This is a genomic window from Methylovorus mays (assembly GCF_020531915.1).
Classification (GTDB): domain Bacteria; phylum Pseudomonadota; class Gammaproteobacteria; order Burkholderiales; family Methylophilaceae; genus Methylovorus; species Methylovorus mays.
The window spans coordinates 333,755-347,622 of record NZ_JAJAVG010000008.1; the positions used below are offsets into that span (position 1 = coordinate 333,755).

The window sequence follows — 13,868 nt, forward strand, 5'->3', positions numbered from 1 at the left end:
CATCCTTAACTTAACAATTCGCCAAACAATCTGCCCCGTGCCTAGTGGCCGACGGAAGCAGCGCCCTTTTCGCCTGTCAGGTCGTAATCTTCAAACCGGCTCAAGCGGAATGGCTTGATCAGTTCGGGAGCCTGGTCGTTGGCCATGGTGGCGGCCATGGTCTTGCCGCTGATCGGCGTGGCCTTGAAGCCCCAGGTACCCCAGCCAGCATCCAGGTAAAAGCCTTCCACCGGGGTCGTGCCCATGATGGGTGAGAAGTCAGGCGTCATATCCGCCATGCCTGCCCACTGGCGCACGATCTTCACGTTGGAAAGGAAAGGGAACATATCGAGCATGTGCGAGGTGAGGCCTTCGACAAAATCCAGCGAGGAACGCGTGGAATGCACTTCGTAAGGATCGAGCGAAGACCCCATGACCAGCTCGCCGCGCGAGGACTGGCTGACATACACATGCAGGCTGCCGGAGACCAGAATCGTGTTCAGCCAGGGCTTCATCGGCTCACTGACACAGGCTTGCAGCGGATGAATGACAATAGGCGTATCGACACCGGCCATATTGGTGATGCGCGGGGTAAACCCGGCCACGGCCGACAGCACCTTGTTGGTGGCGATATAACCGCGACTGGTGTGCACGCCCTTGATCTTGCCGGACTGGATGTCGAGGCCGGTGACTTCGGTATTCTGGAAAATTTCCACGCCCATGCTGTCTGCACCGCGGGCATAGCCCCAGGCTACCGCATCGTGACGCGCAATCGAGCCCGGTCCGTGGTACAGCGCCCCGACAATCGGTGCCTTGCCACTGCAGCTGATATCCAGCTGTGGACAGGCTTTGGAAATCTCGTCCGGTCCGACGACATAACTATCCACACCGACATGCTTGTTCACCTCGGCACGCCAGCGCATGGTGCGCAAGGCAGATTCGGTATGCGCCAGGGTAAAGTGACCGCGGGTGGAATAGAACAGGTTGATGTCCAGCTCTTCGGACAAACCTTCATATATCTTGACGCTGGCGTCGTAAAAATTGACGCCTTCAGGGGTCAGGTAATTGGAACGCACAATGGTGGTATTGCGGCCGGTATTGCCGCCGCCGATATAGCCTTTTTCCAGCACCGCCACATTGGTAATGCCATGGTCCTTAGCCAGGTAATAGGCCGCTGCCAGGCCGTGGCCGCCACCACCAATAATCACGGCGTCATAGCTTTTCTTGGGCTCGGTACAGTCCCGGAAAAAGCGGGGGGCCGGGTGCTTTCGGCTCAGGGCGTATTTCAGCAGTCTTAAGGGCATCGATTGTCTCCATTGCTTATGCTGTACATAAGCAATAAATATTCCTGTTTAATAACTTTGTTTACTGTGGTGAAACATTTGTTGCTATTTAAGCATTCCTGGAATTTCGCCGTCAACAGTTTTTTGAAACTTTTTTTCTCCGCAGGAAACTTACCGTGGCTAGCCCTCTTTTTTTCTTGTACACTGAAGCCTGATTTGCAACCCCGGAGAGCCCATGGCAACCCCATCCACCACTGCTTCCGCCGACATTGCGCCGGTGATGAGCGACAGCGACGCCAGGTCGCTGGGTCGCCATCTGGGCAATGTCATCCGCCAGATTCGCCTGCAACATGGCCTGACCATTGCGGATATTTCCGAGCGCGCCAACATCAGCCGCGGCATGTTGAGCAAGATAGAAAATGGCCTGGTCTCCACCAGCCTGGAAACACTGGAACAGATTGCCAATGCGCTGGGCGTGACGCTGTCGCGGCTATTTCGCGACTACAACGTACAGACCAGCAGCGCGCAGCTGGTAAAACACGGCCAAGGCATGGAAGTGGTGCGCCGTGGCACCAAACGTGGGCACACCTACCACCTGCTGGCTTATGATCAGGGCCCGAAAAAAACCTTCGAGCCGTTCCTTATTACATTGGAAGATCCGGGCGAGGAATTTCCGCCCTTCGAGCACAGCGGCACCGAATTCATCCATATGCTGGAAGGCGAGGTCGAATATAAAGTGGGCAATGAGACCTTTCTGCTGCAGCCCGGTGATTCACTGACCTTTCGCGGAGAACAGCCGCACCGCCCCGAGCGGCTGGTGAGCGCGCCAGTGAAGTTCCTTTCCATCATCCATCACGATTTCCCAGAGACGCCGGAGGAATAGGCATGCAGCTGCAAGCAAGCAGTATCACCATTGATAACGCCGTTGCCGCCGACATTCCCACGCTGTGCCTGCTGCTGGAAGACCTGTTCGGCATAGAGGCGGATTTTGAAGCGGACACCGAAGCCCAGCGGCGCGGGCTTGCCATGCTGATTGCGGCGCCGGATCGCGGCATTATCAAAGTGGCACGCACGGCCGAAGGCAAGGTGATCGGCATGGTCAGCGCGCAGCTCATCATCTCCACCGCCCAGGGCACCCCTGCCGCCTGGCTGGAAGACATGATCGTGGACAAGGACTACCGCCATGCCGGCATCGGCCGCACCCTGATCGATGCCGTATTGCAATGGTGCAAGGAGCAAGGCGTCACCCGCGCGCAAATCCTGGTCGATACTGAAAACACGCCCGCCGTCGGCTATTACCAGCATCTTGGCTGGCAACCCACCCAACTGCAGGCACGCCGCATGTTTTTATAGGCGCTCCGTTTCACTGCCCGCCTCTGCTCGCCTCCTGCCTGTAGGACAATCCCGACTTGTCGCGTTCCGCCAAGTCGGGCATTGTTGAGCCCATAATGTTGAACCAGTGTCACATCCCGCCTGTCCCTTGAGGTGAGGCAATACCTTCGCCAGCCGGATGACTGACAACAACAAGACACATCTCCACCTGTATACGTTTTGCAATGCGGCACCCTGCTTTCTGGGCGTTCGCAAGGGGTAAACATGGCAGCAGCCAGTTTCGAAATTGATCAGGACACACAAGGCCGTCGTCGCGTACGCCTGCTGGGGCAATGGTCTCTGCGAGCGCTGGACAACGACTTTGCCGAACTCAAACAGGCCTTGCAGCCTTTCTTCTCCGACCCGTTCACGCAATGGGATCTGCTGGCCACCGAACAACTGGACACGGCGGGCGCGACCGTTCTTCTGAATGGCTGGGAGGGCAAGCTGGATGCCCGCATGCAGGTAACGGACGAGCAGCGCGCGCTTTTCACCACACTGCAGGGATTGCGCACGCCACAACGCACGGGTTCCCGCATGGACTGGGCGCTGCCGCTGGTGGCAATCGGCGAGCTGGTCATGAAATTTGCCCAGCATTTGACCGATTTCGTGCAGTTGATCGGCCTGCTGTTGCTAGAGATGCTCTATCTGTTGCGCCGTCCATCGGCGTTTCCCTGGCGCGAATTCATGGCCAATATCTACAAGAGTGGTGTCACCGCATTGCCGGTGACTGGCCTGCTGGGTTTCATGATCGGCATCGCCATGAGCTACCTGATGTCCTCGCAACTGCGCACCTTTGGCGCTGACATTTTCATCGTCAACATTCTGGGCCTCAGCATGATCCGCGAGCTGGGGCCTATCCTGATGGCGATTCTGGTGGCTGGGCGCTCCGGCTCCGCCATGACGGCGCAGATAGGCGTGATGCGGGTAACCGAGGAAATCGACGCGCTGACCACCATGGGGGTCTCGCGCATCTTGCGCATCGTGCTGCCCAAGGTGCTCGGGCTGACCTTTGTCGCACCATTTCTGGTGTTGTGGACCTCCTTCTGGGGCCTGGCAGGCGGCGCCCTCTCGGCCAATACCGAGCTGGGCCTGAGCTTTCGCTTCTTTTTCGATTATCTGCCCATGGTGGTCGAGCCGGTCAACCTGACCCTGAGCCTGTTCAAAGGCCTGCTGTTTGGCTTTGTGGTCACGCTGGTGGCCTGCCATTTTGGCCTGCGCATCATGCCCAATACCGAAAGCCTGAGCGCCAGCACCACCAGCTCGGTGGTCACCGCCATTACGTCCGTCATCCTGCTGGATGCGGCATTTGCCATTTTGACCCGTGGAATTGGCGTATGAGCGACAACGCGAATAACAAACCCAGCCCGCCGCCAGCGCCGGTATGCGAAGCGCGCAATGTCTGGACCGAGTTTGGCGATGTGGTGATACATCGCGATCTCAACCTGGTGATGGAGCGCGGCGAAATCATGGCGCTGGTCGGCGGCTCCGGTAGTGGCAAGACCACCTTGCTGCGCCATATTGTCGGGCTGACCGAACCGTCACGCGGCGATATCTTGCTGTTTGGGGAAAATCTGCACGCGCTGGAGCGTGAGCGGCGGCAGCGCCTGATGACGCGGCTGGGCATGCTGTTTCAACAGGGCGCGCTGTTTTCGGCATTGTCGGTATTCGACAATATTGCCTTCCCCCTGCGCGAGTTGAAGCAGTTTGACGAGGACACCATACACACCCTGGTCATGCACAAGCTGACCCTGGTGGAGCTGGAGCCGCAGCATGCCAGCCTGCTGCCCGCCCAGCTTTCCGGCGGCATGATCAAACGCGTGGGTCTGGCACGCGCCCTGGCGCTGGAGCCTGAGCTACTGGTGCTGGATGAACCCACCGCCGGGCTGGACCCGGATCGCAGCAGCAAATTCGTCGCCCTGATCAAGCAGATCAAGCAAACACTGGGGCTCACCGTGCTCTTCGTCACCCACGATATCGACACCCTGATCGCCATGAGCGACCGCGTCGCGGTGCTGGCGGACAAGCACATCATCACCGCCTGCTCGCTCCAGGCGCTGGGCGATGTCGACCACCCCTTCGTCACCAACTTCTTTCAGGGCATACATGCCCGCATGGAAAGGTCTTAATCAACCATGGAAAATCGCTCGCACGCCATTGCCGTCGGCCTGTTTACCCTGATTCTGGGGCTCGCGGCCATCTTCGCCTTCTGGTGGCTTTCCGGAGCGCGCGAAGAAAAAACGCATTACACCATCAACTCCAATCGCCCGGTCAGCGGCCTCAACCCGGAAGCCTCGGTCAAGTTTCGCGGCGTGGAAGTCGGCAAGGTGCTGCAGATTTCACTGGATGACAACACGCAGAATGACATCCATGTCGAGATTGAAGTCACCAAAACCCTGCAACTGAGCAAGGCCGCCTATGCCGAACTGCGCCTGCAAGGCGTGACCGGTCTCGCGTATATCGACCTCAACGATGATGGCAGCAGCCAGCAGCGACTGGGGCCAGACGACACCATTCCGCTACGGCCCTCGTTTGTGGACCGCTTTACCGAGCATGCACCGGAGATCATCGAACAGGTGGAAACCCTGGTGAAAAGCAGCAGCCAGCTCGCCGCCACAGCGCATGAGATGATGCAGAAAATAGACACCGACCAACTCAACCGCACCATTGCCAATCTGGAGAAAGCCTCGGCACAACTGGAGCCGCTGCTGCGCACCAGCACCGCCACCATGAACCGGCTGGGCAGCTTTGCCTCCGAGCGCAATCGCCAGCAACTGGAAACCACCCTGCAAAGCCTGCAGCAAACCTCGGACGCCGTACGCCCGCTAATGGATACCCTGGGCCAAAGTGCGCGTGATTTCAGCAGCATGACGGGCACGCTCACGCAAAGCAGCCAGCAACTCAGCGACAGTCTGCAGCAAGACACCCTGCCCCGCCTGAATGCGCTGACCGACAGCCTGCAGCGCGACTCCCAGCAGTTTGAGCAATTGATGGAAATGCTGGAAGACCACCCGCAAAGCCTGCTGCTGGGCAAACCCAAAGCCCAGCCCGGCCCCGGCGAAGCTGGCTTCAAGCCTTAACCCCAATAAGGACAAATGAGGAACTGACATGCAACGATGGATCACATTACTGATACTGGCAGGCAGTCTCAGCGCCTGCCTCAGCCTCAATGGCAACAAGCCACAAAGCGGCCCGCAGACCTTTGACTTTGGCCTGGGCGAACCCGGCGAACGCATCGCCACCCAGACCAGCATTGAAACCATACGCAGCGGCGATGCGCTCAATAACAAGCGCATACGTTACCGGATGGCCTACCAGAATGCCCAGCAGGTCGCCTACTATGCCGACAGCCGCTGGACCGCCCCGCCCGCCGAACTGCTGACGCAATCACTGCGCAACCGGCAAGCGCCCGCCGCGACCAGCAACGGTTGCCTGCTGACACTCTCACTGGATAGTTTTGATCAGGTATTTGACAGCCCGACCGCGAGCCATGGCCTGGTACAGATCAGCGCCAGCCTGCAGCAAAAGAAATCGCGCCAGACCGTGGCAAGCCGCACATTTCAAGCCAGCAGCCCCGCCCCCACGGCCGACGCCGCTGGCGGCGTTGCCGCCCTCAGCAAGGCCAGCAACCAGCTGCTGGGCGAGCTGTTGACCTGGACCGAGAGCCAGGCCGCGTGCAACTAAACTCTTGTCTTGCTTAGGCTCTTTCCGGCAACGCAATCCCGCGTTCACACGCCCACATCAGCCGCCAGCGAATGACTTGGTCAGGGGTTTCCAAAGGCAAGCCCAGCCTGGCGGTGAGCGATGGCAAAGGCTCGCCTTGTACCACAAAGGATTGATGGCGCCAGGCCTCGCTGCTGAATCCCGAGTTAAATCGTTTGTATAGCGCATGGTCTTTTACCGTGACCACGGGTTGCCAGATGCCGCTCTGGGGGCAAACGTCCCCCTCCCCACAAAACGTCCCGGTGGCACTGGCTATCGGCAATACCGTACCTTGCCTCGCCAGCCAGTCGGTGGGCACGTATTGCTTGTGCGCTTCGCCCACAAACAGCCACTGGATGTCAGCATGGCTTGCATCATTTTCAAACCAGAACTCTTCTGACACTTGCCCGGTCAGCCGCATGGGCTCGCCTGCTTCATAAAACAAGGGGGCGAGGCCGCTGATGGCTTGCTGGCGCACATAGGCATCTACCCCATATTCCTGCGGGGTGAGCACATGGTCAAACACACTGCTGGCCTGGTAGTAGCCTGAGCGCTGAGCCCGGACGATGCCCACGCGGACCTCAGGGACCGATAGAATGCTATTGAACCCGACAAAGGGCCGGGGGCTGATGTTGGGTAGCATGAAGATGGCATGGCCTTCGGGGATATGGGCACGCCCCTTGGCGCCGTGAGCAGGCAGACTGACGGGCTTGGGGGTCACGCGCAGCCCCTGGGCTGCATCGATCAGGGTTTTGGGGTTGCTATCCCACTGCGGCAGCTTGGCAGGCGGCAGGGGCAGGACTTTGTCCAGATTGGGGAAACGGCGGTCGGGGTCGTTGTAGAGGGCATCGCCCAGCGTGCTGTACCGGCGGGCGCGGGCGGGGTCTTTGGCGTACTGCACCAGGGCGTCTCCATTATCAAAGGAGGAAAACAGATAGTTGGCCGCATCCTCACTCCCGAACTTCACGCCATCGTGCAGCACTTGCAGCGCACGGCGGAATTGGGCGTCAGTGTCGCCGTTGACGGCGCGTCCATGCTCGGCGTCCAGATCCAGCCAACGGCCCAATTCTATGCTGGCGGGGCCATAGCCTTGGGCATGGGCGCATTCCAGCAGTTTGTACATGAGAGGGCGATTTGCCCACATGCCATTAAAGTCGCGTTGTCCTTCCATATCTCGACGTATCAGTTCCAGTGTCAACGCTATCTTGGTCTGCGCCTTGGCACTGCCCATGTCGGCGGCCAGTTGCCAGAAGGCCCAGGCGCGGTCGGCATCGCCTCTCTTCAGTCCGTAGCCAGTGCGGTGGTAATCGCCCATCCAGAAGAAGGCGTCGGCCACCCCTTGCCGCATCAGGGCTTCGGTGCCTTTCAGCACAGTTTCCGGCGGGGCGGGAGGTACATAAAACGCGCCTTTGCTGCTGTTGATGCCCACACCCGTCCGGGCATTCTGCAGCCACATCAGCGCGGCTTTCCAGTGGCCCATTTCCGCTGCCTGCTGCCAGAGCTTCATGGCGGCGGGCCAGTTCTGCTCTTCTGGCCACAAGAGGCCGCTGGTGAGCGTCATGGCCTGCTCGTGCAGGGCTTGCGCCTGGGTGGTGAGGGCTGGCGCATGGTCAGCGGCATGGCGGCAGGTGAACGCATTGCTGTCGCGGTGGGGGTCGAAGGCCAGCAGATTGATATTGCGTGGCAGTACCTCAGGCTCGCTTAGCAGGGCCAGGTCGGATTGGGCGGTAAAGGGCTGTGCGTAGGCTTGGGGTGTGGGCATGATGGGATAAAAGTGAAGCAACAAAAAAGTGCCGCCGACGAACACCGCCAGCAGCAGGGTAATGGTCACGGCCTTGACAAGGCGGGTGTGAGGGGGGCGGTTATTCATCATCAACCCACTCTGTCCTTGGCCACGCGATCGTCTTTGAAAGCCACGATGAAGCCATCGAATTTTTTATTTTCTTTAATCTGACGAGCATTGAACGCCGCCAATTTTTTCCAATTTTCAAAGGTATCGTCCATGCTGTCGGAATAGGCGTTGCCGCCGTCGTACAGGCCGCCGGTCTGCAGGCTCCAGATGCGCTTGCGCAGTTCGCGGTTGTGCGGAATGCTGTCGGTCGCCACATTGATCTCGCTATCGGCGGCCATGGAGCGCAGGTTGAGGTTGGCACTGCCCAGGGTCATGAAGTTGTCATCAACCAGCATCAGTTTGCTGTGGATGTAGATATCGCGACTGCTACCCAGCTTGCCGCCCGGCGGATTGGCGGTGGCCATTTTGGCGATCAGGACTTTCATGCGCAGGCTTTTGCCGTCCTGGATCAGCACGCCTTCCTTATCCAGCGTGGGGGGCTTGACCTGCGCCGCATGGGTGGCAATATCGCGTTCACTGGCGCTAATGCCATGCTGATCTGGCTGGCTCAGGATGTGGTCGGTGGCACCTTGCTGCCCCGGCATGGCGTCGCCGTGGCCCAATGCCTTGATGGTGTCATGGGTACGTGGCACCATGCCGGCGTTTTCCGGATGGGGGATGACCACCATCAGATGCAGCAGCGGCACGTTGTCGCGTGTGCTTCCCACCTCCTTATGTCCTTGCAGATAGGCTTCACGCTGCTCTTTGAGATGATCGGCCCAAGGCTCGTAAAAGAAATACTGGTTTTCGATATAGATGTAGCGCCGTGCCGTGCTGGCGACATGCATGTACGCCAGCCGTATGCTTTTGTCGTAGTTGGTGTTTTCTTCTCCCTGATAGGCTTCTTCTGGCTGCGTGCGCAGGATTTGCAAGCGGGCAACATGGCTGGCGGCGCTGGTCTCAACGGGCTGGCTGAGGCGGGAGGGGTTGAGCGCTGCATTCAAGGGGGCGGGCTGTTTCGGCGCAGGGGGGCGGTTGCGCTGGAAGGGAACCGTCAGCGGTGGCAAGGCCGTCGCCCGGTTCCAGGCGCGGGTAAAGTTGATCCAGACATCCTGCAGGGCGGGCCCATGAATGCGGCAGGCATAATCCTGAAAGGGTTTGCGGCTGATGGGCTGACCCGCCTTGATCGCCGTTTGCACGATGGCATCGGTGCGGATGCCCTTTTCCTCCGCCGCCTTCAGTTCGGCCTGGGTGCTGAAGTCCTGTTCCCGCAAGTGGCTGTCAAACAGGTGCTGGGCGTCGTCCCAGTAGTCAGTCACGCTGTTAAGCCCCATGACATAACCCACCGCATGCTCTCCATCGGCATGGTCATAGTCGATGAGGATGGGTTTCTGGTGGTGCGTGGCATAACGTTCGATCAGCGTTTGCTCGTCAAATATGCCAAAAACCTCCCCCCCTTGTTGGCTGGGCTTGATGGGCTCATCCTTCACGCTGGCTTGCACCTTGTCGTCGGCGCCATCCCGGCAGCGCACTGTCAGGTTGGGGATGCGGCCATGGGTGGCATCGCGCCACCACTGGATGCAGTAATCCTGACGGATGTCAGCGAGGGGCTTGGGCATCTTTGCGTTGGGGTTGCGCTCATCCCAGGTCCATGTCAGTGTCCCGCCGGGCGGGGTATTGTCCGTGGCAACATAGCCCACGAGATTATTCTGCACGGAAGAGCCACCGTAGTTGTACCAGACCAGCAGGCGAACCTGCACGCCCTCCGCTGCTTTGCGCCGTAAGAGCTCGCCATAGGGCAGGCCGTTGGCCCATGGGTAATTTGCCTGGCCTTCGCCCCGCACCAGGGCCATGCCAGGGTCAAAGCCCCAGCAGACTATGCACAGGCTGCCACGCGCCGCTTCAATATCTTGCGCGATCCGCCCAAACCCCTCTTGTCCGCAGATCAGCGTTTCGATCCGGTTGCCTGCGGTAATCGGGTGCGAGCGGCTTTTTTCCAGTAGCCATTGAAAGCTGTGCGTGGCTTCGCCTGTTTCCTTGTCGAGCGGGGCAATAACCCGGTTGTGCGTGTTGTAGGGGTCGCGTGGCTGCATGGTCGGTGAGCTCCTTGGGGATTATTGGCGGGCACACCATGCTGCTGGCTGATAGGAGACATCTCACGCAACACCCGGTATGCCTTGCCATGAGGGTGTCGATCATGCACAGGATTGTTAAAAATGAATATTGCCCCAAAGGGCTTGGGGGCAAAGGGATGTGGGATGTTTTATTGCGCGCGCCAGAGGGACGCGCGCAATGGAGCGATCAGAACAAAATGGCGTTTAAATAGGCGTCGGCCAGTTCTGCAACAGCAGGGCAAATTCCGCCGCCGGTAGAGGACGGCTGGCGATAAAGCCTTGCATCTGGTCGCAGCCTTCTTTCTTGAGGAATTCGAGCTGGTTGACATTCTCCACGCCTTCCGCAATCACATTCAGGCGCAGGCCGTGGGACATGCGGATGATGGCGGTAATGATGGTGGCATCGTCAGGATCGGTCTCGATATCGCGGATGAAGCTTTTGTCGATCTTGACGTTGTTGATCGGCAGGCGCTTGAGATAGGAAAGACTGGAGTAGCCGGTGCCAAAATCGTCCAGCGCCAGTTTGACGCCCATGCTTCTTAGCTTGTGCAGCCAGTTGATGACTTCGGTTTCGGCGTGGATGGCCACACTTTCGGTGACTTCCAGCTCCAGGTAATCCGGCTCCAGCCCGCTCATGAGCAGAATCTCGCTGACCTCTTGCAGGAAGTTGTGCTGGCGCAGCTGCACGGTGGAAAGGTTAACCGCCACCGGAATGCGCGCCAAGCCTGCGGCTTGCCATTCCTGGTTCTGGCGGCAGGCTTCGCGCATGACCCACAGGCCTATTGGGCGGATCAGGCCGCTGTCTTCGGCAATCGGGATAAAGCGATCGGGTGCCACCAGCCCCCAGCTGGGGTGCTGCCAGCGGATCAGGGCTTCGGCCCCGACCACCTGCCCGGTGCGGATATCGATCTTGGGCTGGTAATACAGCACAAACTCGTTACGCTCCACGGCCCGGCGCAGCTTGCTTTCGAGTTCGGCAATCTCCATCACACGCTCGTTCATGGCACGGGTGAAGAACTGGTAATTATTGCGTCCCAGCGATTTGGCGTGGTACATGGCGGCATCGGCATTTTTGGTCAAGAGCTCGCCGTTTTCGCCATCGTCGGGGAAGACAGCAATGCCGATACTGGCCGACACAGTGATTTCGTGCGCGCCTATTTCATAAGGCACGGTGGCGGCGGCCAGCAGTTTTTCGGCCACCTCGGCAGGTGAGAAGTAATTGGTCAGCTCGGGCAGCAGAATCATGAATTCATCGCCGCCCTGGCGGCTGATGGTGTCGCTGGCGCGCAGGCAGCTTTCCAGGCGGCGTGCCACCATTTTCAGCAGTTGGTCACCCACTTCGTGACCCAGGCTGTCGTTGATATTCTTGAAATGATCCAGGTCCAGGAACATCAGGGCGATGAATTCCTGATCACGCTTGGCAATGGTCAGCGCCTGATGCAGGCGGTCATTCAGCAACAGGCGATTGGGCAGACCGGTGAGGTAATCATGCTCGGCCAGATAGGTCATCTTGTTGGCCATGTTGCGGGCTTCGCTCACGTCATGGAACACCAGCACCACACCCAGCACATTGCCATCCTGATCGCGGATGGGCGCCGCGGAATCTTCAATCGCGTATTCGTTGCCATGGCGACCGATCAGTGCGGTGTGGTTGGCAAGCCCGTAAATTTCACCATGCTGCAACACCACATCCACCGGGTTGGGCACCAGCTTGCGCGTGCTTTCATTCACAATGCGGAACACTTCCAGCAGAGGCTTGCCCTGGGCTTCGGCGTTGCTCCAGCCGGTCATGCGCTCGGCAACCGGATTGAGGTAATTCACCCGCGACTGCTTGTCGGTTGTGATGACGCCATCGCCGATGGATTGCAGGGTGACCACGGCGCGCTGTTTCTCGGCGTAGAGGGTTTGCTCGGCTTCGCGCCGCAGATCAATTTCAAGCTTGAGCAGGCGGTTGATTTCTTCCAGCTCGGCCGTCCGCTGGCGCACCTGAATTTCCAGCGTGTCATTAAAGGCCGCCAGCGAGCGCTCAGCCAGCTCACGCTCTTCGACTTCGTGTTCCAGCCGTTCTACCGTATCCTCAAGCTGCTGCGTGCTGGGCAGACGCAAGGCTTGCGGCATCAGCCGCCACAGCATGATGGCGGTCACCAGCGAGGCAACCCCCGTGATGGCTTTCATCGTCGCATCGGCCCAGTAGTCGGGGTTCCAGATCGTCCACAGGGAAAGCAAGTGGGTGGTGCCACAGGCAAAAATGAAAATGGAAAACATCACGAATATCCAGTTGAACTGGAGATCGGGACGTTTGCGCACGAAATACACCAGTGCCATCGGAATCGAATAATAGGCAACAGCGATCATGAGATCGGAGATGATGTAGGTCCAAAGCAAAGGTGGTTGCCACAGGTAACAATGCCCATGCGGCATGAAGCCATCGGTACTGAAAAAGCTGGTTATGACGTCCATCGCGGTTCCCTGTTTCTCGATTGCCATTAAGGCGTTATACACGTTTTCTTATGCACGCGGCTCTGATGAAGATAAACATCAGGAACTATGGGCAAGCTTTCACATCACATAAAAAGTAATACTTAAACACATCACGTACGCCAGTTTTTAACCAGAACAATCACCTCACTGGATACCATGCCGACTACCACTCCTCACCATGCGCCGTTTTACGTCATCCTTAATGCAGGATCTGGCCGCCACGACACCCATGAAGTTCGGCAAACCATACAGGGCATCATGGATGCAGCAGGCCGTCCTTGCACCATCATCGAGGTAGCCCAGCCGCAAGACCTGAGCCGCATTGCCCGCGAAACCGTCGCCACTGCCATGCAGCATGGCGGCATTGTCGTGGCCGCCGGCGGCGATGGCGCCATCAATGCCATCGTGCAGGAGGCCTGGCAATGTGATTGCCCCATGGGCATCCTGCCGCAAGGCACCTTCAATTACTTTGGCCGTACACACCACATACCCGAAGACACGGCAGAGGCTACCCGTGTGCTGCTGACGGGACGTTTGCAGCCGGTACAGATCGGCCTGGTGAATGACAAAGTGTTTCTGGTGAACGCCAGCGTGGGGCTGTATCCCCAGCTGTTGCAAGCACGCGAACAATTCAAGCGCCAGTATGGCCGTAGCCGCGTAGTCGCGCTGATCGCAGGCTTTTTCACCTTGCTGCGCCAGCATCGCGTCCTCAAGATCGTGTTGGAAACCAAAGGCGTCTCGCGCAAATTGCGTACGCCTACTCTCTTTGTCGGCAACAATCAGCTACAACTTGAGCAAATTGGTATACCACTGACCGATGCCTTGGCCACAGGCGAGCTGGCCGCCATCATGCTGAAGCCCACCAGCAAACTGGCGATGCTGGGACTCATGCTGAAAGGTGCGCTGGGCCGACTGGGTGAGGCGGAAAATATTGTCAGCTTCAGTTTTTCCAGCATGGGCATACGTCAGTTTTCGTTTCCGCGCCGCCGTATCAAGGTGGCGACTGATGGCGAGATCGTGCGGCTCAAATCGCCCTTGCAGTTTCGGGTGGCGCCGCGTCCGCTGCAATTGATCAAACTCGACGAGCCTGCCTGAGCGCCTGGAACC

The 13,868-nt window shown here is 58.7% G+C and carries 11 protein-coding genes; 7 read left to right on the top strand and 4 right to left on the bottom strand.

Going from position 1 to position 13,868, the window contains the following annotated elements:
* Window positions 1–41: 41 nt before the first annotated feature.
* The gene (locus LG203_RS12075; RefSeq protein WP_230345987.1) at window positions 42–1,283 is read right to left on the bottom strand and encodes an FAD-dependent oxidoreductase; all 1,242 of its coding nucleotides are present in this window, start codon (window positions 1,281–1,283) and stop codon (window positions 42–44) included.
* 214 nt (window positions 1,284–1,497) lie between these two features.
* On the opposite strand from LG203_RS12075, the gene LG203_RS12080 reads away from it, so the two are divergent.
* From LG203_RS12080 to LG203_RS12105, 6 genes are all read left to right on the top strand, one after another.
* Window positions 1,498–2,145 (top strand): helix-turn-helix domain-containing protein, encoded by a 648-nt coding sequence (locus tag LG203_RS12080; protein ID WP_230345988.1) that lies wholly within the window; start codon window positions 1,498–1,500, stop codon window positions 2,143–2,145.
* Between the two features lie 2 nt (window positions 2,146–2,147).
* A complete protein-coding gene (locus LG203_RS12085; RefSeq protein ID WP_230345989.1) occupies window positions 2,148–2,615 on the top strand; it encodes a GNAT family N-acetyltransferase in 468 nt (155 codons plus the stop codon).
* A gap of 243 nt (window positions 2,616–2,858) precedes the next feature.
* On the top strand, window positions 2,859–3,974 hold the full coding sequence (locus LG203_RS12090) for an MlaE family ABC transporter permease (protein ID WP_230345990.1): 1,116 nt from the start codon (window positions 2,859–2,861) through the stop codon (window positions 3,972–3,974).
* Window positions 3,971–4,762 carry an ABC transporter ATP-binding protein gene (locus LG203_RS12095; protein WP_230345991.1) on the top strand — a complete coding sequence of 264 codons (792 nt, stop codon included), beginning with the start codon at window positions 3,971–3,973 and terminating at the stop codon, window positions 4,760–4,762. Before LG203_RS12090 ends, LG203_RS12095 begins: the two co-directional genes overlap by 4 nt.
* Window positions 4,763–4,768: 6 nt before the next feature.
* Window positions 4,769–5,713, top strand: a complete 945-nt coding sequence (locus tag LG203_RS12100) for an MlaD family protein (protein WP_230345992.1) — start codon at window positions 4,769–4,771, stop codon at window positions 5,711–5,713.
* A 28-nt stretch (window positions 5,714–5,741) separates the two neighbouring features.
* Window positions 5,742–6,317 (top strand): ABC-type transport auxiliary lipoprotein family protein, encoded by a 576-nt coding sequence (locus tag LG203_RS12105; RefSeq protein ID WP_230345993.1) that lies wholly within the window; start codon window positions 5,742–5,744, stop codon window positions 6,315–6,317.
* Window positions 6,318–6,330: 13 nt separating this feature from the next.
* Here the strand turns inward: LG203_RS12105 and LG203_RS12110 are convergent, their stop codons facing one another.
* The 3 genes from LG203_RS12110 to LG203_RS12120 form a co-directional block, all read right to left on the bottom strand.
* Complete coding sequence (locus tag LG203_RS12110) at window positions 6,331–8,208, bottom strand: SEL1-like repeat protein (protein WP_230345994.1); 1,878 nt, start codon at window positions 8,206–8,208, stop codon at window positions 6,331–6,333.
* Entirely contained in the window at window positions 8,208–10,259 is a 2,052-nt protein-coding gene (locus LG203_RS12115) for a phospholipase D-like domain-containing protein (protein ID WP_230345995.1), read from the bottom strand. Before LG203_RS12115 ends, LG203_RS12110 begins: the two co-directional genes overlap by 1 nt.
* A 225-nt stretch (window positions 10,260–10,484) precedes the next feature.
* The gene (locus tag LG203_RS12120) at window positions 10,485–12,740 is read right to left on the bottom strand and encodes a putative bifunctional diguanylate cyclase/phosphodiesterase (RefSeq protein WP_230345996.1); all 2,256 of its coding nucleotides are present in this window, start codon (window positions 12,738–12,740) and stop codon (window positions 10,485–10,487) included.
* 177 nt (window positions 12,741–12,917) lie between these two features.
* Between LG203_RS12120 and LG203_RS12125 the strand changes: the two genes are divergently transcribed.
* On the top strand, window positions 12,918–13,856 hold the full coding sequence (locus LG203_RS12125) for a diacylglycerol/lipid kinase family protein (protein ID WP_230345997.1): 939 nt from the start codon (window positions 12,918–12,920) through the stop codon (window positions 13,854–13,856).
* Window positions 13,857–13,868 lie beyond the last annotated feature (12 nt).

Coding starts and splice junctions, on each gene's coding strand:
- LG203_RS12075 (WP_230345987.1), bottom strand. CDS start 1,283: ATGCCCTTAAGACTGCTGAAATACGCCCTGAGCCGAAAGCACCCGGCC.
- LG203_RS12080 (WP_230345988.1), top strand. CDS start 1,498: ATGGCAACCCCATCCACCACTGCTTCCGCCGACATTGCGCCGGTGATG.
- LG203_RS12085 (WP_230345989.1), top strand. CDS start 2,148: ATGCAGCTGCAAGCAAGCAGTATCACCATTGATAACGCCGTTGCCGCC.
- LG203_RS12090 (WP_230345990.1), top strand. CDS start 2,859: ATGGCAGCAGCCAGTTTCGAAATTGATCAGGACACACAAGGCCGTCGT.
- LG203_RS12095 (WP_230345991.1), top strand. CDS start 3,971: ATGAGCGACAACGCGAATAACAAACCCAGCCCGCCGCCAGCGCCGGTA.
- LG203_RS12100 (WP_230345992.1), top strand. CDS start 4,769: ATGGAAAATCGCTCGCACGCCATTGCCGTCGGCCTGTTTACCCTGATT.
- LG203_RS12105 (WP_230345993.1), top strand. CDS start 5,742: ATGCAACGATGGATCACATTACTGATACTGGCAGGCAGTCTCAGCGCC.
- LG203_RS12110 (WP_230345994.1), bottom strand. CDS start 8,208: ATGATGAATAACCGCCCCCCTCACACCCGCCTTGTCAAGGCCGTGACC.
- LG203_RS12115 (WP_230345995.1), bottom strand. CDS start 10,259: ATGCAGCCACGCGACCCCTACAACACGCACAACCGGGTTATTGCCCCG.
- LG203_RS12120 (WP_230345996.1), bottom strand. CDS start 12,740: ATGGACGTCATAACCAGCTTTTTCAGTACCGATGGCTTCATGCCGCAT.
- LG203_RS12125 (WP_230345997.1), top strand. CDS start 12,918: ATGCCGACTACCACTCCTCACCATGCGCCGTTTTACGTCATCCTTAAT.